The organism is Streptomyces sp. NPDC030893 (assembly GCF_055571535.1).
The window spans coordinates 38,130-60,864 of record NZ_JBVIFC010000017.1; the positions used below are offsets into that span (position 1 = coordinate 38,130).

The window sequence follows — 22,735 nt, forward strand, 5'->3', positions numbered from 1 at the left end:
GTGCCACCGGCCTCAGCGCGTCGGCCGGAGGTCCCTGACCCCGGCCGCTGCGGCTGCCGCGGTCAGGGCGGCGGCCAGCGCGAGGGGCCGGCGGTGGCGGGAGAGCCAGAACTGGAGGCTGCGCGGGTGTGACTCGTCGTCGAAGACGCCGTGGGCGCCGTAGTCGGCGGGTGCGGCATCGTCCACCGGCTCGTAGAGGTTCACCGGCCGGGACGGGTCGACGGGCTGGTCGGTCTGCTGCCCGTCGTAGCCGGTGCGGGCCAGATAGCGGTCCAGGAGCCCCGGGACGAGCTTCTGCCCCAGCAGGGTGGCGACGGTGGAGCCGCCGACCCAGTACTCGCGGCGTTCCGGGTGGTCGGCGGCGTACAGGACCGCCCGGGCGGCGACCTCGGGCTGGTAGACGGGAGCCACCGGCCTCGGGTGCCGGGGCAGCCTGGTGAGCACCCAGCTGAACTGGGGCGTGTTCAGCCCCGGCATCTGGACCATGGTCACCCGCACGCCGCTGCGGTCGTGCAGCAGCTCGCAGCGCAGGGCTGCGGTGAAGCCCTGGATGGCGTGCTTGGCCGCGCAGTACACCGCCTGGAGCGGGACGCTGCGCTGGGCCAGGGCGGAGCCGACCTGCACGATGGTGCCGCGGTCGCGCGGGGTCATGCGCCGCAGGGCCGCCTGGGTGCCGTGGACGAAGCCGAAGTAGGTCACCTCGGTGGCCCGGCTGAGTTCCTCGGGCCTGATCTCCGCCACGGGCGCGAAAACCGTCGTGAACGCGGAGTTCACCCAGACATCGATCGGCCCGAACTCGTCCTCGGTCCGGGTCGCGGCGGCGTCCACCGCCTGCGGATCGGAGACGTCCACCACCAGGGGCAGCGCCCGCCCTCCGGCCTCCCGGACCTCTTCGGCCGCCCGCTCCAGTGCGTGCCTGCCCCGCGCGAGCAGGGCCACGGAGCAGCCGCGGGCACCGAAGGCGCGGGCCGTGGCCCGGCCGACACCTCCGCTGGCGCCGGTGACGACCACGACCGCGGAACCGTCCACCCGGTGTTTCGGCCCGCCGTGCCCGAAGCCTTTCGGGAGGCTCACTGCTTGCCTCCGCGGCCGGGGAGGTGTTCGGCGTACTCGGTGAGCTTCTGACGGATGCCCTTGGCGGCGATCCCGGCCCGCTCCGGGTCGTGGACAGCGGCTTTGGCGGCCTTCTTGCCCTGTTCCTTCATGATGTGCGGGGGGATCGGGGCGATCTGGGCGTCGACCTTGAACTCCAGTACCACCGGCCGGTCGGAGTCCAGGGCCTCTTCCCAGGCGGCTCCGACCTTCTTCGGCTTGTCGCAGACGATGCCCTTCAGGCCGAGGAGTTCGGCGTAGGCGGCGTAGGGCACGTCGGGGATGTCCTGGGAGCCGGGGTATTTGGGGTCGCCTGCCATGGCGCGCTGTTCCCAGGTGACCTGGTTGAGGTCCTGGTTGTTGAAGACGCAGAAGATCAGTGGTGCGGGGCCGGACAGGCGGTCCAGGTACCGCTTGACGGTGATCATCTCGTTCATGCCGTTCATCTGGAACGCCCCGTCACCGACGAAGGCGATCACCGGCCGGTCCGGGTAGGCGAACCTGGCCGCGATGGCGTACGGCGTTCCCGGGCCCATCGTCGCCAGAGTTCCGGAGAGTGAGGCGCGCATGCCGTCGCGGAGCTTGAGGTGCCGTGCCCACCAGTTGGTGCCCGAGCCGGAGTCGGCCGTCAGGATCGCGCCGTCGGGCAGGCGCGGAGAGAGCTCCGCGGCCACCGATTCAGGGTTGATCACACCGCCGAAGTGCTGGCCGGCACGCTTGTCGCAGATCGCATTCCACTCGCGGACGTCCTTCTCGATCTTCTCCCGCCAGGAGCGGTCCTCCTTGCGCTTCAGGAGCGGGATCAGCGCCTTCAGCGTCTCCTTGGCGTCGCCGACGAGGTGGGCCTCCATGGGGTAGCGGATGCCGATCATGCGGCCGTCGATGTCGATCTCGACACCGCGGGCCTGCCCCTCCTCGGGGAGCCACTCCGAGTACGGGAAGCTCGTGCCGACCATCAGCAGGGTGTCGCAGCCTTGGATCATGCTGTCGCTGGCCTTGCTGCCCAGCAGACCGATGGGACCGGTGACGAACGGCAGGTCGTCGGGCAGCACCTCACGGCCCAGCAGGGCCTTCGCCACACCGGCGCCGAGCAGCTCCGCGGTCTCCACGACTTCGCCGGCCGCTGCCGCGGCGCCCTGGCCGACCAGCATCGCGACCTTCTTACCGGCGTTGAGGACGTCGGCGGCCTTGCGCAGTTCCCCCTCGTCGGGCAGAACGCGGGGCCGGCTCCAGCCGACGCTGGAGAAGACCGATCCGTGCGCCCTGGGCGGGGAGGGCATGGCGTCCTCCTCCTGCACGTCGTTCGGGATGATGATCGTGGCCACGCCCCGCGTGGTCAGCGCCGTCTTGAAGGCACGGTCGATGACGTGACGGGCCTGGCCCGGGTGGACGACCATCTGGCAGTACTCGGAGACGTCCGCGAACAGCTGGTCGAGGGCGATCTCCTGCTGGTAGTGGGTGCCGAGGGAGAGCCGCTTCTGCTGGCCGATCACGGCCACCACGGGCTGGTGGTCGAGCTTCGCGTCGTAGAGGCCGTTGAGGAGGTGTACGGCGCCCGGACCCGAGGTGGCGATGCAGCAGCCGACTTCGCCGGTGAACTTGGCGTGGGCGCAGGCCATGAACGCGGCCATTTCCTCGTGCCGCGTCTGGATGAACTCCGGACTGCCGCCGGCCCGGTCGAACGCGCCGAGCAAGCCGTTGATGCCATCACCCGGATAGCCGTACACACGCTGCACGCCCCACTCCGTCAGGCGCTGCAGGACAAAGTCGGCGACTTGACTCATGACGCTCTCCAGGGCATGGGGGACGTACCGGGCTTCCCAAGTGCCTTCCCTGAAAACCGGTAAACGGGGTTTTACTCACTCATTCGGTTCCCCTTCTCGCGATGGCCTCTGCACAGGGAGAGGAGGCCGGGGGACTCGTCAGCCCCGCCGTGCCGCGACGCTGTCGGAATGCCGTCACTGACGGCTGCCCCTACGTTGGGACACATGCCCGCCACCCACGGACGACGACCGGTCGGACACCGGCCACACAGTCATGCGCGGGAACGGAGCGGGCCGTGACGAGCGCGGTGCTCCGGTGGTCCGGAGCGGCAAAGGCGCTGTCCTTCTACCAGTACTTCGCCTTCAACCTGCCGGTGTTCACCACACTGTCGGCGGTAGGACTGCTGCTCGGATTCACCGTGGTCCAGCTGTGGATCTTGACCACGCACCATGCGGTGCCGGCCTCTTACACGGCGTACCTGGCCCTGCTGACCGCCGGGGCGGTGCTCGCCGCAGCGGGTATCGCCCTGGGTGGGCTCTTCGCGTCGGGCGTGCTTCGTCGCAGCGGGCGTCCCGCCTGGGTACTGGGCAGCGTGGTGTCGCTGGTGTCGCTCGGTGTGTACCTGTTCAGCCGCACCGCCGGGCTTCCGGGTCTCGGGGAGCTGGAGGGCAGGTGGGACTACATCCCGGGCACCCTCTCCATGGCCCTGGCGGGGCTCTTCGTCGGACTGCACTTCTCGGTCCTCACCGGGCTGAACGTGGCCGCGCCCGATCGCCGTGACTGGCAGGAATGAACCGGAAAGCCGACAGCGCGTGAGGCGGAGTGCCTGTGCAGCAGCTGGATTACCCCGTGTGGCTGCGGGTGGAGCACTGGCTGAACGTCCTGTTCCTCACGCTGCTCATCCGCAGTGGCATCGAGATCATCGCCACCCATCCCAAGCTCTACTGGCGCAATGACAGCCGGCCCGGCACCGAGTGGGCGCGCTTCACCCGCAGGACGATGCCGAAGGACCGTCTCTACGACACGCTCGACGAGGAGGAGTCCTATTCCTCGATCGTGTCCCTGCCGGGCCACAAGAACCTGGGGATGGGCCGGCACTGGCACTTCATCAGCGTCATCGGCTGGGTCCTGACCGGTGTCGTCTATTACGTCCTGCTGTTCGCGACCGGCCAGTGGCGCCGCTACATCCCCCAGGACTGGTCACTGTTCTCCACCGCATGGAACGACCTGCTGACCTACCTCAGCTTCAACCTGCCGCCCCTCCTGCCCGGCCAGCCCCTGGACGGGCTGCAGAAGGTCGTCTACGCGGCTGTGCTCTTCCTCCTGGCCCCGTTCCAGATCCTGACCGGCGCCGCCCAGTCCCCGGCGATCGAAGCCCGCTTCCCCCGGTACGTGCGGCTGTTCGGCGGCCGGCAGGCGGCCCGCAGCCTCCATGCCCTGGGCCTGCTGGCCTTCCTCGGGTTCATCGCCGTACATCTGCTGATGATCGGTGTGTGGGGCTGGCCGGAACTCCACGCCCTGATGATCTTCGGTGACGTCCGTGACCCGGACTGGGCCATCGGAGCGTCGCTGGCCCTCCTCGCCGCCGTCGCCGCCGTCCACGTCGCGGCCACGGTCATCAGTCTGAGACGACCGCGCACCGTGCAACGCGGACTCGGAGCCGTCATCACCGCGGTCCGCCGGATGCTGCTGCGGCCGTTGAAATCCACTCAGGCGTACCCGCGCCGCGCGGTGTCGGTGGAGCACCGGGTCAACGGAAAGCCGCCGTGCTCCCTGGAGTACAAGACGATGGCCGTGCACGGCTTCACGGACTGGCGGCTCGAGGTCGGCGGGCTCGTGGAAAGACCCATGACCTTCTCACTGGAGGAGCTGCGCACACTGGGACGGCCGCAGACCCAGCGAGTGCTGCACAACTGCGTCCAGGGCTGGTCCAGCATCGCCGAATGGGGCGGCGTACCCCTGCAGACGGTGCTCGACCTGGTCGAGCCGATGCCCGGAGCGCGGTACCTGTGCTTTCTGACGATGCAGGACACCGGCCGCGACGAGCCCAGCGCGGAAGGCGCCGGCCAGTTCTACGAAGTCATCGACCTCAGCCTGGCACAGCACCCCCAGTGCATCCTCGCCTACGACATGAACGGCGGGCCCCTGCCGATCAAGCACGGCGCCCCGCTGCGGCTGCGGCTGGAAACGCAAGTGGGCTTCAAGATGGCCAAGTGGATCGAGCGGATCGAGGTCGTGTCCGACTACTCCCACATCGGCGAAGGCATGGGCGGCTGGCGCGAGGACAACGTCTTCTACGACAAGGACGTGGAAGTCTGATGACCGGCACGACCCGCGCCGGCCGGCCCACCGACGAGCACCGGGACAGTCACCGACGTTCAGCCGGCGCCCCGGTGCGGCCGGCACAGCGTCCGGAGATCACACCCCTCGACGAACAGCAGCGTGACCGGGTCCGCAGCGCACTTCGCCGCCGCCGCCCGGCCTGCCCGAACTGTGGGAACCGCCGCCGGTGGAGCGTGGGCGACGCGCTGCCGCTCGGTTTCCTCTTCCTCGACGAGGAAAGGGATGCCTACATGATCGGGCTGACCTGCCGCCGCCGAAACTGTCTCAGCCCCCGGACCGGCATCATCATGCGCGCCGATGACTTCCTGACTTCCTGACTTCCTGACTGCCTGACTTCTTCCTGACCGCCTGACCGCCTGGCCGCCTGACGGGCCGGCCTCATACCGGCTTGTTGCCGTCCCGAGGCGGCACCGCCAGGCCCAGTCGTTCGGCCAGCGGTGCGACAGCGCGTAGCTCGGCGCACAGATCCGCGAACCGGTTGCGCTGCGTCGGCGTGAGCGCACCACGACGGTCGTACTCCGTGAGGCGAGGCAAGCGCCCGTGCAGGAACGCCCCCCACCTGATGCTGAAGTCGTACACGCGTTCCGCGTCCCCGGCCCGCCCGGGGTCACCCGCCAGCTCCCGCAGTTGCCGTACCTGGTCGTGGAGCAGCATCAGGTCCGCGTCCGTGCCGGGCCCGATGACGGGCTCCGAGCCACCGCCGGGACGTGCAGGCTGCCTGCCCGGTGTGCGCCACGTGCGCCATCCCATGACCAGCCGCCTCTACAGCTCGGGTTCGGCGATGCCGAGTGCGTACGGGACCCCTCGCAGAGTCAAGTAGACGCGCTCCGGCCCCACTGCCAGGCCGGACACGGGTGCCTTCCTCAGCTCGGGATTTTTCAGGGCCGCCCGGTAGTCGATGCTCTCCACGACGGTGAACTTCTCGTCCGTGTAGCCCTCGTAGCTGTTCGTCTCCAGGACCACCAGGCGGTCCTCGGTGGCGGCGTAGAGCAGGTTCGCGTCCACACCGAGGTGCAGCACCGGCTTGCCGAGATGGGCTCGGGCCACGACCATGAGCTCGTCACCACCGGGTGAGCTGTCGATCGCGACGAGACGGTCCGTGCCCTTCTCCGCGGCGTAGAGCCGGCTGACCTTGACCAGGTCGCCGATCGCCGTCTCGGCCCGGAAGGCGATGGCGGCGGTCTTCTTCACCTCGTCCACGGCCCCCTTGTAGTGGCTGACCAGGTCCGGGCCGACGGTGTGGAACTCGATGAGGCGTCCGCGGACGGGGCCCGCGACCTGACCTGCCGGGCCGAGCCGGACCTCGTTGCGGGTCACGACGGTGGGGTCCTCGCCGGGATCCGGCTGCACGTCCACCCCCGTGACGGTGGAGCCGTTCTCGGACAGCGCCAGCAGCACATCCGCACCCGTGTCGACAGCTACGAAGGAAGGCGACTCTCCCGCCCGCAACGACCCCTCCACCCGCAGCGTTCCGACATCGACGACCTCGACCCGGCCCGCCCCCGGACGTGGCGCGTACACCACCTCCTTGCCCGTCGCGCTCGGCGCCAGGTTCTCACCCAGGCCGGGGAGCGGGGCGGAGACGGTGGTACGGGCCGTGAGCCGGCCGCCCGACGACGCCGGGGTGAACTTGACGAGCCGCGGTTCCGCTTCAGCCAGCGCGACCACCCCCCGAGCCTCCTCGGACCAGATCGGCTCCCGCACGGGGGCGTCCAGCCGCAGAAGGGCCACCTGAGGAGCCGAGTCCGGCGCCGCGTCGGCCGCCGTGCAGCCCGCCGCCAGCGCAACGACCGCCGCGCTCAGGCCCACCGCCCTTCGAAAGCCCAACGTGCTCTCCGTTCACATCGACCCAGGAGATCCTCAGTCGTGCGCTGCCTCCCCGGGGTGCCCATGAGCGCGCCCTCCCATGCAATCGCGCGCCGGAGCACTGTGCCAGCCGACCGGCCCCATCCGGACAGCCGACCTGCCACGGGCGGAACGGGCGGAGCGCGCGGGACGGGTGGCGCATCCCCCGTGAGAGCTACAAGTGCTGTCCATGCGCGGGTGATTCGCGGACGTCCGCGGATTCCTAGCGTGGTCCTCAGGTCGCCGGAGGGGTGACCCGCTACCGAGGAGGCCACCATGGACACGACGTCCGCCGTACGACACGACGCAGGCTCCGGCCCGGGCAAGGACGGCGACGGCGACGAGGGCGGGATCGGGGGCCGCGGGCGGTTCGGCCGGTTCGCTCGTTCTCCGATCGGCTGGATGCTCGCGGGCATGGTCGGCGTCGGCCTGGTCTCGGGGCTGACGGCGACCGGACCAGGCCCGGTGCCGGTGCTGGGCGCGGTCGCCGCGGTGGCCGTCTACTGGTGGGTCATGCGCCGTGTGGCAGGACGCTCCACGCCGGAGATCGCCCGGGCCGGGGCCGGCCGCGAGGTGCTGCTGGGCGGCGGGATCGGCCTGGGCTTCATCCTGGTCTCCGCCCTCCTGATCACGGCGTTCGGAGGCTACTCGTTCTCCTGGGCCGGTGACGGCTTCGTGTCGGTCGTCGGGACCGCGGTCGCGGTGCAGATCGGCGCCGCGGTCACCGAGGAGTTGCTGTTCCGCGGTCTCGCCCTGCAGGCCCTTGAGAAGCTCTGGGGCAGTTGGGCCGCCATCGCGATCACCTCGCTGTTCTTCGGTGTCGCCCACCTGGGAGCCCCGGGCGCGAACGCGTGGAGCGGACTGGCGATCGCTCTGGAGGCGGGCGTCCTGCTCGGAGCCGCGTTCCTGTGGCGGCGTAACATCTGGTTCGTCGTGGGGCTGCACTTCGCCTGGAACACCACGCAGCAGCTGCTCGGCATCCCGGTCTCCGGACACGCCCCCGAGGGTCTGTTCGATGTCGACGTCCACGGCTCCGCCCTCCTGACCGGTGGCAGCTTCGGTCTGGAGGCATCGATCATGCCCATCCTGATGGGCGTCGCCATCGCCGTTCCGATGCTCGTCCGCGCCCACCGGAACGGTGGCATCAAGTCCCGCCGACCCGCGGGCCGTTGAGACAGGCCGGCTGGAGGAAACCGAAATGATGTCCCGTCAGACTCCCTGGAGTATGCCGCTGCTCCGGGCGTCGCTCGACCGGTGGAGGGAGCGGGATGTTCTCCTCAAGGACGGCGTCCTCGCCCTGACGCTCACCCTGCTGGCCTTCGTACCGACCCTGTCCCCGATCGGCGCGCAGATCGGCGATCTGCCCGAGCGGTCGGCGAACGTGCTGAGCGTCGGGCTGGCCCTGGCCCAGACCGTGCCGCTGACGGTCCGCCGCAGGTGGCCCGCGGCCTGTCTGGCCGTCATCGCGGGCGCGTTCGCCGTGCACCAGGCGATGGGCTTCGCGACGACGTTCGCGAGCATGGGACTGTATCTGGCCCTGTACTCCGCCGGGGCCCACCAGGTCCGCTTCCGCCGCGGTCTGGCCGTCGTGGCGAGCGCGGGTTACGCCGGGCTGGCCGTCGTCCTGGACCGCCTGGGCTCACCGAACGCGATACCGGACTATCTCGGGTTCTCTCTGGCGCTGGTCGCGTCCTGGCTGGTGGGGAGCATGGTGCGTACGCGGCGGGCGGAGGAGGCGCAGCGGCGGCGGCTGGCCGCCGAGGTGGCCACGGCCGCCGAGCGGGCCCGGATCGCCCGCGAACTGCACGACGTGGTCACCCACCACGTGACGGCCATGGTGGTCCAGGCCGACGCGGCGCAGTTCCTGCTCACGTCCGCGCCGGAACGCGCCGGCGAGGGACTGACGGCCGTGAGCGACACCGGCCGTCGGGCGCTGACGGAACTGCGGTACCTGCTCGGTGTCCTGGAGGCGACCGGCGAGTCGGCGTCCGCGGACCCGGCGGACGCGGGCCGGGCGCCCGCCCTCGGACGGGTGGGGGACCTGGTCGAGCAGGCCCGCAGGTCGGGTCAGCCGGTCGAGTTCAGCGAGCAGGGCGAGCGGCGGCCGCAGAGCGTCGACGTGGAGCTGGCCGCGTACCGGGTGGTGCAGGAGGCGCTCACCAACGCCATGAAGTACGCCGCCGGGAAGCCGACACGGGTCCTGCTCCGGCACGGCGGCGACGAGCTCATCGAGATCGAGGTGACCACCGACGGATCCACCGACGGACCCGCCGGCGGAGCGACTGCCGCACCGGTCGCGCGGAAGCCGGGTCCCGCGGGCGGACGTGGGCTGGCCGGGCTGCGTACACGGGTGCGGATGCTCGATGGTGAACTGGAGGCCGGCTCCCGGCCCGGAGGCGGGTTCGAGGTCCGCGCCACGATTCCGTCCAAGCCCCTTCAGGAGTGACCCCGTTGAGCGACGCGCCGCCGCCGATCCGTGTACTCGTCTGCGACGACCAGGCGCTGGTACGGACCGGCTACGTCACCATCTTCTCCTCGCAGCCCGACATGGAGGTCGTCGGGGAGGCCGAGAACGGCCACGAGGCGGTTCGGGCCGCGCGGCGGCTGCGCCCCGACGTGGTCGTGATGGACATCCGGATGCCCCTGCTCGACGGCATCCAGGCGACGCGGCAGCTCGCCGGCCCCGATACCGAAGGCGCGCCGAAGGTACTGGTCGTCACCACGTTCAACGTCGACGCCTACGTCTACGACGCGTTGCGCGCCGGAGCGAGCGGCTTCCTCCTCAAGGACTCGCCTCCGGCGGAGCTGGTCAGCGGCATACGGACCGTCGCCCGGGGCGAGGCCCTGCTGGCACCCGCCGTCACCCGCCACCTCATCGGCCACTTCGCCCAGCACCTGCGACCGGCCGACACCTCCCGGCCGGCCCGGCAGGACGTCGTACGCGCACTGACCCCCCGCGAGCTGGAAGTGCTCCAACTGATCGCCGAGGGGCTGTCGAACGCGGAGATCGCCGCGGCGATGTTCATCACGCCCGAGACCGTCAAGACCTACGTGTCCCGCATCCTGGCGAAACTCGCCCTGCGCGACCGCGTCCAGGCCGTCGTCCTCGCCTACCGGATCGGGCTGGTGTCCGGCACACCGTGAGCCGGCACGTGCGTGTGCCCCGTACAGCGCGACAACGTCGGCATGGGACATCGGCCAAGGGCAAGACCGGTGTCCCACCTCGGCACTTCTCAAAGACCCTGGGTGCGGACCTGGGGCCGAGCCTGTCCCGTGGGTGTCACACCCTCTCCCCGCACCGCCCCTGGGCCTGGGCCTGGGCAGCGATCTCGCGTTCGACGTCGTACACATCGCGTGGCGTGTTGAGGGCCCGCCACAAATTGTCCACCGGGTAACCCATCAGCTGCCGCGCCCGGGTCAGCCGGGGAAGAGTCGACGTCTCATGGTCGCCTTCGTCCGGCAGCATCCGCACCACCTGGGAATCGAAGACGAAGACGCCGCCGTTGACCCGCAGCGGCACAGGTGCCTGCGAGGCGAGTGCGGTCACCCGGCCCAGTTCGTCACAGTCGACTCTGCCTCTGGGCAGCCAGGGACGGGCAAGGGCGACCGTGGCCAGCATGGCGTGCCGCTGGTGGTGAGCGAACATCGCGGTGAGCGGGAACCGTGTCCAGATGTCCCCGTACATCGCCAGCCACGGCTGGTCGGGCCGGTCCAGCGCAGCAGCGGCCAGCTTCAGCCCCCCGCCCCGGCCCAGGGGCCGTCTCTCGACCACCACATCCGTGCGCATGGGCAACCGGCAGGCGCGGAGGTAGTCACTGATCACCTGCGCCCGGTGGCCCGCGGAGATGACGACCCGCTCCACTCCGGACTCGGCGAGCCAGTCGAGTTGATGTCGCAGGATCGGTGTGCCGTGCACCTCGACCATGGCCTTCGGTCTGGTCAGCGTGAGCGGCTGCATCCGGCTTCCGACGCCGCCGGCCAGGATCACCGCCTGACACACGCCGCTCGGGCCGATGCCCTCACCATCCACATCATCCGTGAGTAACGACACGAATGCGAAGCGTACGGTACCGGCGGGCCGCGCTCCATCCCCTACAGCCAGGGGCACCGCGACGCAGCCCGCCCGGCGCCGGGCAGCAAGCCGGCACTCAGCAGGCCAACCGCCTCCCACCTCGGCACTTCTCAAAGACCCCTGAGTACGGAGTCGAGGCGGTCCACTACGTTGTCGTGCCGCCTGGCGCGCATCGCCTGGTCCGGCGGCACCAGCCGCTCGGCGGCCTGCACCGCGTAGGCGTCCGGGTCGCCGAAGGCGGTCCGCGGGTGCTCTCCCGCACCCGCGCAGTGCGTCGTAACAGGACAGAACCTGTCCTCTACGGGTGCCATGCTCTGCACCTCGACCAGCGCCTTCCAGGTAGGAGCAGCCCGTGTCCGTTACCACCACCACGCTTCTGCGCTTCCGCGGCTCGGCCCGTCAGGCGCTGGACTTCTACCAGTCCGTCTCAAGGCGGACTGGTTGATGTGGGGTCAGTTCCTCGCCGACACGGCTTCCCCGTCATGGCCTACGACGTGCCTTCGGCGTGCCGTACGAGCAGGGCGACAGCTGACCCACCCCGGGGCGAGCACCCCGCAGCGGCCGCACGCCCCGCCCCGTCCCGACAGCAGTACACCGGAGCCCGAGACGATGAACATCCTGACCCAGCGCGACCTCAACCGAGCCACTCTCGCCCGCCAGTACCTTCTCGAACGTCAGGACTGCGCTCCCCTCGATGCAGTGGCCCACCTGGCCGGACTACAGGCCCAGGCTCCTCAGGAACCCTTCACCGGCCTGTGGTCGCGCCTCGGGGCGTTCGCACCCGCCGACCTGGACACCCTGGTCACCGGTCGCCAAGTCGTGCGCACCCATCTCATGCGCCGCACCGTCCACCTCGTCACCGCCACCGACGCGCTTGCCTGGCGCGCTCGTCACGACGCCATGCTGCGTCAACGGGGCCTGTCCGCCTACCGTCGCGAACTCGCGGGCATCGACCTGGACGAACTGAGTGCCGCGGGCCGGGCCGTCATGGCCGACGACCGGCCGCGCGCCATGGGCGAGCTCGTCGACGCTCTCCGCGACCGCTGGCCCACGCCGCCCCGCCGGGCGCTGGGCGAACTTCTCGTCGCCGCGCTCATCCCCATGGCCCAGCTTCCTCCCAGGGGGCTGTGGAAGAGCACCGCGGGTGTCCGCAACCTTCCGCTGTCCACCTGGCTGCACCAGCCCGTCGCCCCTCTGCCCACGGATCCGGGCGATCCGGTCGGACAACAGCTCGTCCTGCGGTACCTGGCCGCCTTCGGCCCCGCCGGCACCGCGGACATCCGCGCCTGGAGCGGTCTGGCCGGGCTGCCCGCCGCCGTCCAAGCCCTCCGCGGCGACCTCATCACCTTCCGCGACGAAAGCGGCCGCCAACTCCTCGACCTGCCCGGCGCACCCCGCCCGCACCCCGACACCCCCGCACCGGTCCGCTTCCTCCCTGCCTTCGACAACGCGATCCTCGGCTACCAGGACCGCAGCCGCATCATCGACGACGCACACCGTGGTCTCTCCGTCGCAGGACAACGCGCCGTCCTCATCGACGGCCGCGTCGCCGCCACGTGGGACACCAACGGCCGCCACCTCACCATCAGTCCTCTACGCGACCTGACCCGGTCCGAAAGACAAGACCTGAAGGAGGAGGGCCAGAAGCTGGCCATCTTCCTGGATCAGAGCATCGACACGATCCAGATCGCGGACCTCACCTGAAATGACACCCGTTCACCGACTTCATGCCCGGCGCCGTGCCATCATCGGGTGAGTATGCGTGACGATCCGTCGGCTGGTGGAAGCAGTGAGTGGGGCGAAGGCCGATGCGGTACGTCGATCTCGACGCGCGGGTGAACGGCCTGTCAGGAGTCCTGGACCCGGCCCGCTACCTGAGCCACCTCCCCTCCGTCTCAGGTGACCTGCCGCCGGGCGCCCGGGCTTTCGCCACCGACACGGACCACTACGACTTCCGCAGCAGGCGATGTGTGAAGGACCTGACGCTGCGGGCCGTCCGGGGCGCCGGTGCTGAGGAGATGGAGGCCGAGTTCCAGCACAACTGCTGGAAACACGACCAAGATCTGCTGATCCGCTACACAGGGGTGTCCGGCTTCGTCGTCGATCCCGCCGACGACGCTCGGGGAACGGACCTCGGGACGGTGATCCTCGACGAGATCCTGCCGCACAGGGACGGCTGCAGCCACGAGATCGCCTGCTGGGACGGCACACTCACCGTCGTCTGCCGGGACCTCCGGGCGACCTGGACCGAGACCGTCTGCTCGAACGGGTCATAGGCAACAAGCACACGGTCTTGCCTTGTCCACCATTTTTTCCCAGGGAGGGTCCTGATGACGGGCACCGACGAGTGGTCCTTCACGGTGGATGAGGACGGTATGGTCGTCGCCGCCGCCCCCTCCGGCGTGCCGGAGAACGTGCGGCTCGCCGTGGAGACCGTGCTGATTCCCTTCGGCGACTCGGCCGCTTCCGCGGAGGATTATCTGCGCCAGTGGCGGCGCATGGCCAAGGAGTTCGGCGACGACTACTCCCTGGCGACCACGAGCGCGCAGGTCAGGCGCGTAGGGCCGGACGAGATCGAACTCGGGGACATGTACGGGCAGTTCGAGGACTGCCGGATGAGTGCCCATGAGTTCGAGAGGATGCTCGGAAGCCTGATCGACTTCCTGAAATCGCTCCAGCGCGAGGATGAACCCCCGGCTTGAACACGACTCGGTACACGCCCCGAGGGCTGCCCAGCCAAGACCTGGGATCAGAGTACGGAGCAGTCTGAAGAGAGCTGGCGAGGTGTTCAGCCGGTGGTTCGTGAGGTGCTCAGGGACCGGGGGTGCTCAGGGACCGGGCGCTACCCGCGTGTCCGCGTCGAGGGCGGCGGGGTCACCCGCGCTTCCGGTCGCCGCACACCGCCCGGTCCAGCAGGCGGACCGCGGCCTCCGCCTGCTCGAGGAAGCGCTTCTCGTCACCGAAACGCGTGGTGAAGACAGCGGCCGCGGCCGACACCCGGCCGTCGGGCGTGACGGCGGTCTCGGAGGCGGTACCGAAGGACGTGCCGCCGTGGTACCAGATCCCGCCCCCGCAGCCCTTGGCCGGGCGCCAGGCGAGGCCGAGCCCGTAGCGGGCCCTGCCGTCGGTGGCGTAGCCGGGTGCCGGGACGGTGGTGCGCATCTGCTTCAGCTGCTCCGGCGGCAGCAGCCGGCCGCCCATCAGGGCGCGCAGGAAGGTGTTCATGTCGCGGGTGGTGCTGATGATGCCGCCGTCCGCGCCGCCGCCCACGGCCAGCGTGGTGTCGGTGAGGTCGTCCCGGCCGGGGAACTGCGTGTACCCGGCGGCCGTCGGCATCGGCACGTACGGCGAGGTGTCCGGAATGAGTGTGCGGCGCAGTCCCAGCGGCTCGATGATCCGGTCGTGCACCTCCTGCGCCCAGGGGTTGCCAGTGGCCTTCTCGATGACCATCCCGAGCAGCACGTAGTTGGTGTTGGAGTACGCCCACTGCGTCTCGGCGCCCGGATCGTCCGCGTCCGGCAGCCAGCCGGGGGCGCGCTCCATCGCCACGGCGACCTGCTCCTCGGGGGTCTGCGAGCGGAACCGCTGTGCGTGGAAGCGCTCGGGCGTCAGCTCCGCCGGGTCCTCGAAGGCGATGTCCGTGTAATTGGCCAGGCCGCTGGTGTGCTGGAGCAGGTTGCGCAGGGTGACGCGGCTGCCGTCGTTGCCGTTGCCGGCGACCACCCCGGGCAGCCACTGTTCGACGGTGTCGTCCAGGCTCAGCGTGCCCTCGCCGACGAGCTGGAGCGCGGCCACGGCTGTGAAGGTCTTGGTGTCGCTGCCGATGCGGTAGTAGGCGTCGAAGGGCACCCGGCCCCCGTCCTTCAGGCTCGCGGTGCCGGACCGGGCCTGCGTCTCGCGCCCGGCCGCGTCCCGGGCGAGCACCGTCAGCCCGGTGGCCCCCGTGTCCCGTACCGCGTCCGCGTCCCGCTGCAGCCGCGACCGCGCGTCCCCGCCGCCGGCGCCCATGGCCTCGGCCGTGGTGCCCGGCCCGAGAAGCGATACGGTCCCGATTGCGGCGACCCCGGCCACGGCCAGCCCCGCACGCCACCGTCCGGACCGGCCCCACCGCGCACTCTTCGTGATCTCCATGTCCGGAACACTACGGAGGGCCGGCGCCGCGGACCATCCGGCTAGCAGCCCGGACGGGGGTGGTGCTGGCCCCCTACCACCCGGCGCCCACCGCCCTCCTTGCCGCACCCCTGCTGATGGTGCCGGGTGAGAGCAGCAACGCGTGACGGTGAGTTCTGAGAGGGCGTTTGATCTAGGCGGATTACCCTTTACGTCTTAAGTCGTCCACGGGGCGGCCGCCAGGGTGCGTGACAAGAACCGGCCAGCGGTGTGAGCCCGGCACGGGGAGAGCTCCCGATGTAACGCCGGCAGCAGCCCGGTTCTCAGCAGCGAGGACTTCCCGCCGTCTGCCCGTGGTCCACTCCCGAAGACGGTACAGCGGCATTGAGGGGCAGCCCTCACCCTCCCTCCGCGCTAGCCGCTGCACGCGTAGTTCAGAGAAGAACCTACTCCGGTGCTCTGGCACCCGGTTCCAGGCTGCTCGTGCGCGAGGTCCGGTCAGGGGTGGTACTCGTAGCCCATGGTGAACCGGGGCGGTAGACACCACTCCCCGTACTCGATGACCCCCTCCGCATCCGACCATCGGTGGGCGCCGGCCAGGATCGGGGAGCCGACCGGCAGCCCCAGCGCGCTCCCCTCCCGGGCGTCGGCAGAACGGGCGTGCATGTCGTCGCGGGCGTGGGTGATCGTGCGCCCGGTGGCTTCCAGGACTCGGGCGGACAGCCCGTGATTGCGGCCCGGGGCGGTGTTCAGCAGGTCCGGTACGAGAGCGGCGAACGGGGCCGGGTACCAGGTCACGGCGAACACGGTCCGGGTCTTGCCCCGGCCCGCCAGCCACTCGCGCCGCACCACCTGGTCCCCGGGCTCAAGATCGAAGATCTCCGCCACGTACAGCGGTGGGGTGATCAGTTCGGCAGCCGTGACTCGGCTTGTCTCGCCCTCGGCCAGGAACGACTTCACCCGCTGGACCCGGGCCAGCCGGTCCCGCGCCGACAGCGTCCAGCGAGGGTCGTCGGCGACGTAGGTGCCCCGGGGGGTGGTGCGGATGAAGTTCTCCACCTGGAGGGCCTGCAGGGCGCGGGAGACGGTGGCGGCCGCGGCCTGCCACTGGCCGGCGATCTCCCGGTTCGTCGGCAGCTTGGTGCCCGGCTCGAGTTCACCCGACAGGATGCGCTCCCGGAAGTGGTCCGCGATCTTCGTGAACGTCTTGGGACTGGGCATAAGGCGCGCCCCTCCGTTGAGTTGACGTGCTGTCAGTGGGAGCACACTAGTGCACTGCGAACCGTAGCGGGAGTGCTTCGGCCACTCGAATACTGAACTAGAGCACCGACCTGTCAAGAGGTCGGTCCTGTGATGTTCGAGAGGTGGCGATGCGCAGTGACAGAGCCGACCAGGTACTCGACCCCGCCGGTCGAACTGCCGTTGCGCCTGGGACTGGAGCCGACGGCCGTCGAAGGCTGCGCGGGCTGTGCCGAGCTGGCCGACGTGCGCGACCAGGCCCGCGCGGTCGGAGACATGACCACCGTCAGCGACTGCAACGTCTACATGCGGCGCCATCCGGAGGGCCACCAGTGAGCCCTCGCGCCACCTCCCGGCACATCACCCACACCATCCACGATGCACCGGATGGCGGCATCACCTTCGAGAAGTGCCGCGCCGCTGCAGCCGTGCAGGTGTGCTTCGAGGTCCGTCCGCCCCAGCCAGGGAACGGGATTCTGGAACGCGACGCGCGCCGGGTGCAGCTGGCCCGGCGAGTGACCGCGCTCCACCTGCGGTTCTGCGGCCTGGAGTTGCTGGTCGACGACGCCACGCTCATCGTCTCGGAACTGGTCACCAACGCCATCCAGCACGGCAGCGGCGCGCAGGTCACCTTCACCGTGGCGATGCGCGACGGCTTCCTGCGCCTGGCCGTACATGTCGAGACGACCGGTCGGCCGGTCGTCCGCCAGGCCGACGCCGGCTCCGAGAGCGGTCGTGGCCTCTTCCTCATCGACCGCCTCACCGCCGCCCACGGCGGCACCTGGGGAACCAGCAACGACGGGGCCACCACCTGGTGCCGTCTCCCCGTCCCCGGCGACCGGCCCTGACTGCCTCCGCCGGGCGTTCCATCCCCTCCGTGACCCGGTCGTGCTCCTGTCGCAAAGCGACCCCGTGCGTGGGGTGGATCGCGCGCCGGCCATGGCTACGGCTGCCTGGTGTGCGGGTTGTGGGGCGGCTGCCCGGTGGTCACCCGGTTCGGCGATCCAGGAGCCCAGCAGAGGACCACCTGAGAGCCACTCGCCGGGCTGATCAGGCAGTTCACCGGATATCCGTCGCACCAAGGGACTTTCGCGAGGACGCCCAAGCACTCCTCGGCATCGACGTCGGACCTCCGCCCGGAAGCGAGGGCTCGGCCTCCCATCAGGCATCCGTACGGCCGCCCCGGTCAGGGCACCGACGCCGACACCACCGTGCCGTCCTCGAAGGTCAGGAAGAACGCGCCGCCCGAGATCAGTGCCGTGGTCGGTTGGGCGGAGGCGCCGTTCTGCAGTGGCCAGCCGCGGATGGTGGTCAGTGTCGCGTCGAGTTCGCCGCTGTCGAGCCGGTACGTGCGCAGGCCCTGGGAGCCGAACGTCACGAGCCGGTCGCCGGCCACGTCCACGGAGTCTCCGGGCTGCCAGGTCAGCGACCACTGCTCGTGGCCCGTGCGGACGTCGATGGCCTTCAGGTACGGGGAACCCTGCCGGCGTCCCACGCCCCGTGCGAAGCCCAGCCCGTCGCGGCTCACGGCCTCCAGCTGACCCGTCGCCGCCCTGTCGTTCACTTCCTTGAGCGTCCGCGAGTCTCTCAACGTCTGCCCACAGAACACGTGAGGATCGTCCCGGCCCGGACGCGAGCAGTGCTCGGCGACCCTGGCCAGGGTCTTTCCGGTCGCCGGGTCCAGGGCGAGGGTCTCCGCCGCGCCGGTCAGCCAGACCCGGTCGCCCGCCACGCCCAGGGACGGCGGGAACGCCAAGGGGATGACACGTTCCCACTGCTGCGCGCGGTTCTCGGCCCCGTAGGCGCGGAAGAGCATGTTGGCGGCCTGTCCCGTCCCGCCGTCGCCCGTGTACGAGACGAAGATCCGCCCGTCGTGGACCCGGACCGCCGCCGGCAGGTACCCGCCCCGGCCCGGCAGCCTGGTGACCGGCTTCCCGTCCTTGAGATCCAGCACCTCGATGCCGGCGCCGTCGGCCGACGGCGCGTAGACGTGCCGGTCGTCGAGGGCGAAACCTGCCGACCCGACGGTGTAGTCCGTCCCGGCCTCGGCCGGGTAGTGCCACAGCCGTTCCCCGTCGCTCGCGTTGCGGGCCTCCAGGCGGCCGCTTCGCGCCTCCTCGTCGTACAGACTGCACAGGAGGACGGCGCCGCTGAGCGCACAGCCCGTCGCCGAGCCGGCTGCCTCGAAGGACGCCGTCCACGGGCGCCAGTTCTCCGGTTGCAGAGTGCGGTCCAGCGCGTCCGGTCCGAAGTCGCTCAACCCGCTGTGGACCACGGGGGCGGTGCGCGCGGTGGCGGGAGGCTCCTTCGGCTGGTCCGTGGCAGCGTCGGCGGTGCTCCCGGCTCCGGCTCCGGCTTCGGGGGAGGTGCCGCCGTTCGGCAGGGTCAGCAGCAGTACGGCCGCCAGGGAGCCGGCCAGCAGACCGGAACCGATGCCGATCGCCCAACGCCGCCGGTTTCCGGCCCGCTTCGGCGCGGGGGCGGCGTCCTCGGGGGCCGGCGTGGGAGGCGTACGGGGCGGCGGGGGGACGGGTGGGGCCAGCAGGGCTCTGCCCACCGCGGTCTCGTACGCGTGGATCAGCTCCTGCACACCGTCCGGCCAGGGGAACGGGCCCGGGCGGGGCGTCGGATCGACACCGGGCCGGGCAGCCGCGGCCGCCGGGTCCAGGGCTCGGATCAGTTCGCCGGTGGTCGGCCTGCTGTCGGGGTCCTGCCGTAGGCAACCGGCCACGACTTCTTTCAGCTCCTCCGGCACCTTCGACAGATCGGCCCGGCCCTGCGCGATGCGGTGGACGATCGCGGCCAGTTCCGTGTCCTCGAACGGCCCGTGTCCGGTGGCCGCGAAGCAGAGGACCGCGCCGAGGCAGAAGACGTCGGAGGCGGTGGTCACCGACCGGTTGCCCGCGATGTGCTCGGGCGACATGAAGCCCGGCGAGCCGACCATGATGCCGGTCGCCGTGAGCGCGGTGGCGTCGTACGCCTGGGCGATGCCGAAGTCGATGAGCCGTGGGCCCGTGGTGCCCAGGACGACGTTGGCCGGCTTCAGGTCCCGGTGCACGAGCCGGGCGCCGTGCACGGCGGCGAGTCCGCGGGCGAGGGTGGCGCCGAGGTCCCGTACGGCGGAGACCGGCAGTGGGCCCTGCCGGGTGACCGTTTCGTCGAGCGGGGGGCCGGCGACGTACTCGGTGGCCAGCCACGGCCGTTCGGCCGACGGGTCCGCGTCGACGAGCGCGGAGACGTACGGGCTGCGCACGGCCCGTGCCGCCTCGACCTCGCGGCGGAACCGGATCCGGAAGTCGCCTTCCGGCTCCAGGTCCCGGCGTACGGTCTTCAGGGCGACGAGCTCCTCGAGGCCGCCCTCGTGCGGGACGGCCAGGTGGACCGTGCCCATGCCACCGGAGCCGAGACCCGCGAGCAGCCGGTAGGGGCCGACGTCGAAGGGGGCGTCGGCGTCGAGCGGGCGCAGCATGGCGGGCTCCAAGTCGGTCGAAGTACCGGGGGTGGGGTACGGATGCCGGCGGGGCGTCAGGTGGGGAGTTCGAGGGAGCGCAGGGTTCCGTCGTGGAAGACGAGGAAGAGGGCGCCGCCGAGCGAGACGACCTCCGGTGCCCACACCTGTGCGTCGGCTTCGTCGAGGCCGCTGCCGTCGCCGAACCCGCTGGAGGCCCGGTTGCCCGGGGCCCCGTCGACCTCGTGCCGGGCCGGCTCTCCGCCGCGTACCGGAAGGGTGTACAGGTACCGGTTGTCGGCGAACAGCGCGGTGGAGCCGACGATCACCGGCTGCGAAGGGGCGTACTGACCCGATGCCCGGTCCGTTCCGCCCTCGCCCTCGAGTTTGTCGGGCAGGAGACCGACGGTGCGCGGCTCACCGGCCGTTCCGGAGGCGGACAGGTCGGAGAGGACGACCTTTCCCGCCGCGTGGTCCGTCTCCAGGCGGTAGTCCCCGCTGCCCGTGGAGACGACGTCCTTCGCCGGGATCTCGCGGGTGGCGGGGTCCGGGGAGCCCTCGACCGGCCGCAGCGTCACCCCGTCCAGCGTGACTGTGCCCTGCCCCTCGATGTCGCAGAGGACCTGGCCCGCGTGTGCGCGGACCGCGGCGCAGTCACCGCCACCGGGTACGGAGACGGGCGTCGGCTTCCCGGTCTTCGCGTCGAACGCGGTCAGGCCGCCGTCGGTCCGCGCGATGAGCCTGCCCTCCGTGAAGAGCTCGGCACCGTACATCCCGACCGCGGCCAGCGGTGCGTCGTGCGCGTTCAGCTCCTCCTGCCACAGCCGTTCGCCCGTGCGGGCGTCGAAGGCGTGCAGGGTCGTCAGGGAGCCGCCGCCCAGGGTGAAGAAGGCGATGCCGTCGCCCAGCATGGGATCCGCGACGTTGCCCGGCTCTTCCCCGGCCTCCGCGGAGCGCTCCCAGCGGACGGTGCCGTCCTCGGCGGACCGCCCCCGCACCATGCCGCCCTCCGCCGAGACCACCGTGTCCTGGTGCAGCAGGGGAGTGCTGCCGCGGCCCGGGATCACGACGCCGCGCGCCGTCATGAGCGGCCGGCCGGCGGGATCGGGGGAGGGCGCCTTCCACAGGGGGCGCCCGTCGGACGCGCGGACCGCCTCCAACCCGCCGTCATACGTGCGGCACACCAGCAGTTCGCTGTTCAGCGTGCACCCCCAGGGCCGTTCCTCCAGTTTCCCCGACCACGGTTTCCAGCCGTCCGGCCGGGCGGTGGGGTCGACGGGGAAGTAACGGCTGCGTTCGAAGCCGTGCCGGTCGACGCCGGCCTGCGGCACCGCGCCCGGCGGCGAGGAGGGAGAGGGGGAGGAAGACGAGGTGCCTCCGGGAGCACCGGACGCCGACCGGTCGGCGCTTCCCTCGCCTCCTCCGCCTTCCTGCAGCGTCCGGATGCCGAAGGCCCCCAGGACTCCGACGGCGAGTGCCGCCGCCGTCACGATGGCGATCGTGCGCCGCCGCGGTCTCCGGCTCGATCCGGAGGCACCGGGTACGGGGTGGTGAGCAGGAGACGCCGTGACGGTGTCCGCGCTGTGGATCGGCGACGCCCCCGGCATGGTCGGGACAGGGGCGGCGAGGGGCCCGGCGGCTTCCAGGGCCTTGGCCAGTTCGGCCTGGTGCGCCTCCACCAGGGACTGGACGGCGGGGGGCCAGACGGCGCTCTGCCCGGTGTCGCCGCCCGCCGCCGGGCTTGCGGCCGCCACCTGGAACCGGGATTCGAGCGCGGCGACGTCGGGGCGGGCGGAGGGATCGAGGCCCAGGCAGTCCTCGACCAGCTCCCGCACCTCGTCCGGCACACCGGTGAGATCCGCCTCGGCCTGCGATATCCGGTACAGCACGGCGGCCACCGGCCCGGTCCCGAACGGCGACTCGCCCGTGGCCGCGAAGCACAGCACCGATGCCAGGCAGAAGACGTCCGACGCGGCCACCACATGCCGCCCGCCCAGTACGTGCTCCGGCGACATGTAGCCGGGCGATCCGACCATCGCCCCGGTTGCCGTCATCGTGCTGGCGCCGAAGTTCCGGGCGATCCCGAAGTCGATGACCTTGGGCCCGTCGGCACCGAGCAGCACGTTCGCCGGCTTCAGATCCCGGTGCTGGATGCGGGCGTGGTGGATGCCCCGCAGCGCCCGTACGAGATCGAGGCCCAGGCTCCGTACCGCGTCCACGGGCAGCGGCCCCACCGTGCGGACCGCACGCTCCAGGTTCGGGCCCGCGACGTACTCCGTGGCCAGCCACGGCTCCGCCGCGTCCGCGTCGCCGGCCAGCAGCCGGGCCGTGAAGCGGCTCTCGACCGACCGGGCCGCCTGCATCTCGCGGCGGAAACGGTCACGGAAGGCCACGTCGCCGAGCAGTTCCGCCCGCACCGTCTTGACGGCCGCCAGCCGGGGACCGGCCCCGTCGGGAACCGGGCGGGTGTCGGCGCCCAGGTACACCTCACCCATACCGCCCGCGCCGATACGGGCAAGCAGCCGGTACGGGCCTATGTGGCGCGGCGAACGGTCGAGCAGCTCACCGAGCACGGTGACCCACCCCCTGCCCGGCCACGCCTCTCCCCACACCTTCTGCCCGGCCGACCGCCATGCATCTCCCCACCCCGGTTGAGATCTGTCGGGCCATCATGCCGTGCGGTGTGATCCGTGATCCACTTTCAGGTCGCTGCTGCCGCGAGGGCTTTGGGTAGTGGCCGGCTGACTGCGGTGAGCCGATCAGCTCTGATGCCGGGGTGGGCTACGGCCCCCGTTGCCCACCCGGACTGTTCGAACAGGGGC

The 22,735-nt window shown here is 71.1% G+C and carries 21 protein-coding genes; 11 read left to right on the plus strand and 10 right to left on the minus strand.

Annotated features, from left to right (window positions below; all coding sequences use genetic code 11):
• Positions 1-12: 12 nt before the first annotated feature.
• The gene (locus tag ACZ434_RS26960) at positions 13-1,074 is read right to left on the minus strand and encodes an SDR family oxidoreductase (RefSeq protein ID WP_468460216.1); all 1,062 of its coding nucleotides are present in this window, start codon (positions 1,072-1,074) and stop codon (positions 13-15) included.
• Positions 1,071-2,876: a thiamine pyrophosphate-requiring protein gene (locus ACZ434_RS26965; protein WP_468460218.1), complete on the minus strand. Its 1,806-nt coding sequence runs from the start codon at positions 2,874-2,876 to the stop codon at positions 1,071-1,073. Before ACZ434_RS26965 ends, ACZ434_RS26960 begins: the two co-directional genes overlap by 4 nt.
• A 275-nt stretch (positions 2,877-3,151) precedes the next feature.
• Here ACZ434_RS26965 and ACZ434_RS26970 point away from each other — a divergent pair, with 275 nt between their 5' ends.
• The 3 genes from ACZ434_RS26970 to ACZ434_RS26980 are packed head-to-tail and all read left to right on the plus strand — an operon-like array spanning position 3,152 to position 5,516.
• Positions 3,152-3,649: a hypothetical protein gene (locus ACZ434_RS26970; RefSeq protein WP_468460220.1), complete on the plus strand. Its 498-nt coding sequence runs from the start codon at positions 3,152-3,154 to the stop codon at positions 3,647-3,649.
• A 35-nt stretch (positions 3,650-3,684) separates the two neighbouring features.
• Complete coding sequence (locus ACZ434_RS26975; protein WP_468460222.1) at positions 3,685-5,175, plus strand: molybdopterin-dependent oxidoreductase; 1,491 nt, start codon at positions 3,685-3,687, stop codon at positions 5,173-5,175.
• Positions 5,175-5,516, plus strand: a complete 342-nt coding sequence (locus tag ACZ434_RS26980; protein WP_468460224.1) for a hypothetical protein — start codon at positions 5,175-5,177, stop codon at positions 5,514-5,516. Before ACZ434_RS26975 ends, ACZ434_RS26980 begins: the two co-directional genes overlap by 1 nt.
• A gap of 61 nt (positions 5,517-5,577) precedes the next feature.
• Here the strand turns inward: ACZ434_RS26980 and ACZ434_RS26985 are convergent, their stop codons facing one another.
• Both ACZ434_RS26985 and ACZ434_RS26990 read right to left on the minus strand, forming a co-directional pair.
• Entirely contained in the window at positions 5,578-5,949 is a 372-nt protein-coding gene (locus tag ACZ434_RS26985) for a hypothetical protein (RefSeq protein WP_468460226.1), read from the minus strand.
• 12 nt (positions 5,950-5,961) lie between these two features.
• On the minus strand, positions 5,962-7,026 hold the full coding sequence (locus tag ACZ434_RS26990) for a YncE family protein (protein ID WP_468460228.1): 1,065 nt from the start codon (positions 7,024-7,026) through the stop codon (positions 5,962-5,964).
• A gap of 294 nt (positions 7,027-7,320) precedes the next feature.
• On the opposite strand from ACZ434_RS26990, the gene ACZ434_RS26995 reads away from it, so the two are divergent.
• The 3 genes from ACZ434_RS26995 to ACZ434_RS27005 are packed head-to-tail and all read left to right on the plus strand — an operon-like array spanning position 7,321 to position 10,188.
• Positions 7,321-8,217, plus strand: a complete 897-nt coding sequence (locus tag ACZ434_RS26995; RefSeq protein ID WP_468460230.1) for a lysostaphin resistance A-like protein — start codon at positions 7,321-7,323, stop codon at positions 8,215-8,217.
• Positions 8,218-8,242: 25 nt separating this feature from the next.
• The gene (locus tag ACZ434_RS27000; protein ID WP_468460232.1) at positions 8,243-9,490 is read left to right on the plus strand and encodes a sensor histidine kinase; all 1,248 of its coding nucleotides are present in this window, start codon (positions 8,243-8,245) and stop codon (positions 9,488-9,490) included.
• Between the two features lie 5 nt (positions 9,491-9,495).
• On the plus strand, positions 9,496-10,188 hold the full coding sequence (locus ACZ434_RS27005) for a response regulator (RefSeq protein ID WP_468460234.1): 693 nt from the start codon (positions 9,496-9,498) through the stop codon (positions 10,186-10,188).
• 136 nt (positions 10,189-10,324) lie between these two features.
• Here the strand turns inward: ACZ434_RS27005 and ACZ434_RS27010 are convergent, their stop codons facing one another.
• Together ACZ434_RS27010 and ACZ434_RS27015 are read right to left on the minus strand one after the other, a co-directional pair.
• The gene (locus tag ACZ434_RS27010) at positions 10,325-11,095 is read right to left on the minus strand and encodes a nucleotidyltransferase family protein (RefSeq protein ID WP_468460236.1); all 771 of its coding nucleotides are present in this window, start codon (positions 11,093-11,095) and stop codon (positions 10,325-10,327) included.
• 131 nt (positions 11,096-11,226) lie between these two features.
• The gene (locus tag ACZ434_RS27015; protein ID WP_468460238.1) at positions 11,227-11,427 is read right to left on the minus strand and encodes a hypothetical protein; all 201 of its coding nucleotides are present in this window, start codon (positions 11,425-11,427) and stop codon (positions 11,227-11,229) included.
• A 298-nt stretch (positions 11,428-11,725) separates the two neighbouring features.
• Here ACZ434_RS27015 and ACZ434_RS27020 point away from each other — a divergent pair, with 298 nt between their 5' ends.
• From ACZ434_RS27020 to ACZ434_RS27030, 3 genes are all read left to right on the plus strand, one after another.
• Positions 11,726-12,820 carry a winged helix DNA-binding domain-containing protein gene (locus tag ACZ434_RS27020; protein WP_468460240.1) on the plus strand — a complete coding sequence of 365 codons (1,095 nt, stop codon included), beginning with the start codon at positions 11,726-11,728 and terminating at the stop codon, positions 12,818-12,820.
• A gap of 104 nt (positions 12,821-12,924) precedes the next feature.
• Positions 12,925-13,392, plus strand: coding sequence for a hypothetical protein (locus ACZ434_RS27025; RefSeq protein WP_468460242.1), 468 nt, complete (start codon positions 12,925-12,927; stop codon positions 13,390-13,392).
• Between the two features lie 54 nt (positions 13,393-13,446).
• Positions 13,447-13,818: a hypothetical protein gene (locus tag ACZ434_RS27030; RefSeq protein ID WP_468460244.1), complete on the plus strand. Its 372-nt coding sequence runs from the start codon at positions 13,447-13,449 to the stop codon at positions 13,816-13,818.
• A gap of 172 nt (positions 13,819-13,990) precedes the next feature.
• Here ACZ434_RS27030 and ACZ434_RS27035 read toward each other — a convergent pair whose 3' ends face one another.
• Both ACZ434_RS27035 and ACZ434_RS27040 read right to left on the minus strand, forming a co-directional pair.
• The gene (locus ACZ434_RS27035; protein ID WP_468460246.1) at positions 13,991-15,247 is read right to left on the minus strand and encodes a serine hydrolase domain-containing protein; all 1,257 of its coding nucleotides are present in this window, start codon (positions 15,245-15,247) and stop codon (positions 13,991-13,993) included.
• Positions 15,248-15,724: 477 nt separating this feature from the next.
• Positions 15,725-16,447 (minus strand): GntR family transcriptional regulator, encoded by a 723-nt coding sequence (locus tag ACZ434_RS27040; protein ID WP_468460248.1) that lies wholly within the window; start codon positions 16,445-16,447, stop codon positions 15,725-15,727.
• A 156-nt stretch (positions 16,448-16,603) separates the two neighbouring features.
• On the opposite strand from ACZ434_RS27040, the gene ACZ434_RS27045 reads away from it, so the two are divergent.
• Both ACZ434_RS27045 and ACZ434_RS27050 read left to right on the plus strand, forming a co-directional pair.
• Positions 16,604-16,801 (plus strand): hypothetical protein, encoded by a 198-nt coding sequence (locus tag ACZ434_RS27045; RefSeq protein ID WP_468460250.1) that lies wholly within the window; start codon positions 16,604-16,606, stop codon positions 16,799-16,801.
• Positions 16,798-17,313: an ATP-binding protein gene (locus tag ACZ434_RS27050; protein WP_468460252.1), complete on the plus strand. Its 516-nt coding sequence runs from the start codon at positions 16,798-16,800 to the stop codon at positions 17,311-17,313. Before ACZ434_RS27045 ends, ACZ434_RS27050 begins: the two co-directional genes overlap by 4 nt.
• Before the next feature lie 338 nt (positions 17,314-17,651).
• On the opposite strand, the gene ACZ434_RS27055 is transcribed toward ACZ434_RS27050, so the two are convergent.
• A complete protein-coding gene (locus ACZ434_RS27055) occupies positions 17,652-19,934 on the minus strand; it encodes a protein kinase domain-containing protein (RefSeq protein ID WP_468460254.1) in 2,283 nt (760 codons plus the stop codon).
• 56 nt (positions 19,935-19,990) lie between these two features.
• Positions 19,991-22,486 carry a protein kinase domain-containing protein gene (locus ACZ434_RS27060; RefSeq protein ID WP_468460256.1) on the minus strand — a complete coding sequence of 832 codons (2,496 nt, stop codon included), beginning with the start codon at positions 22,484-22,486 and terminating at the stop codon, positions 19,991-19,993.
• Between the last annotated feature and the right edge of the window lie 249 nt (positions 22,487-22,735).

What these genes read in the sequence shown, in the direction of transcription:
- ACZ434_RS26965 (WP_468460218.1), bottom strand. Translation starts at nt 2,876, where the DNA reads ATGAGTCAAGTCGCCGACTTTGTCCTGCAGCGCCTGACGGAGTGGGGC.
- ACZ434_RS26980 (WP_468460224.1), top strand. Translation starts at nt 5,175, where the DNA reads ATGACCGGCACGACCCGCGCCGGCCGGCCCACCGACGAGCACCGGGAC.
- ACZ434_RS26985 (WP_468460226.1), bottom strand. Translation starts at nt 5,949, where the DNA reads ATGGGATGGCGCACGTGGCGCACACCGGGCAGGCAGCCTGCACGTCCC.
- ACZ434_RS26995 (WP_468460230.1), top strand. Translation starts at nt 7,321, where the DNA reads ATGGACACGACGTCCGCCGTACGACACGACGCAGGCTCCGGCCCGGGC.
- ACZ434_RS27000 (WP_468460232.1), top strand. Translation starts at nt 8,243, where the DNA reads ATGATGTCCCGTCAGACTCCCTGGAGTATGCCGCTGCTCCGGGCGTCG.
- ACZ434_RS27015 (WP_468460238.1), bottom strand. Translation starts at nt 11,427, where the DNA reads ATGGCACCCGTAGAGGACAGGTTCTGTCCTGTTACGACGCACTGCGCG.
- ACZ434_RS27020 (WP_468460240.1), top strand. Translation starts at nt 11,726, where the DNA reads ATGAACATCCTGACCCAGCGCGACCTCAACCGAGCCACTCTCGCCCGC.
- ACZ434_RS27025 (WP_468460242.1), top strand. Translation starts at nt 12,925, where the DNA reads ATGCGGTACGTCGATCTCGACGCGCGGGTGAACGGCCTGTCAGGAGTC.
- ACZ434_RS27030 (WP_468460244.1), top strand. Translation starts at nt 13,447, where the DNA reads ATGACGGGCACCGACGAGTGGTCCTTCACGGTGGATGAGGACGGTATG.
- ACZ434_RS27035 (WP_468460246.1), bottom strand. Translation starts at nt 15,247, where the DNA reads ATGGAGATCACGAAGAGTGCGCGGTGGGGCCGGTCCGGACGGTGGCGT.
- ACZ434_RS27040 (WP_468460248.1), bottom strand. Translation starts at nt 16,447, where the DNA reads ATGCCCAGTCCCAAGACGTTCACGAAGATCGCGGACCACTTCCGGGAG.
- ACZ434_RS27055 (WP_468460254.1), bottom strand. Translation starts at nt 19,934, where the DNA reads ATGCTGCGCCCGCTCGACGCCGACGCCCCCTTCGACGTCGGCCCCTAC.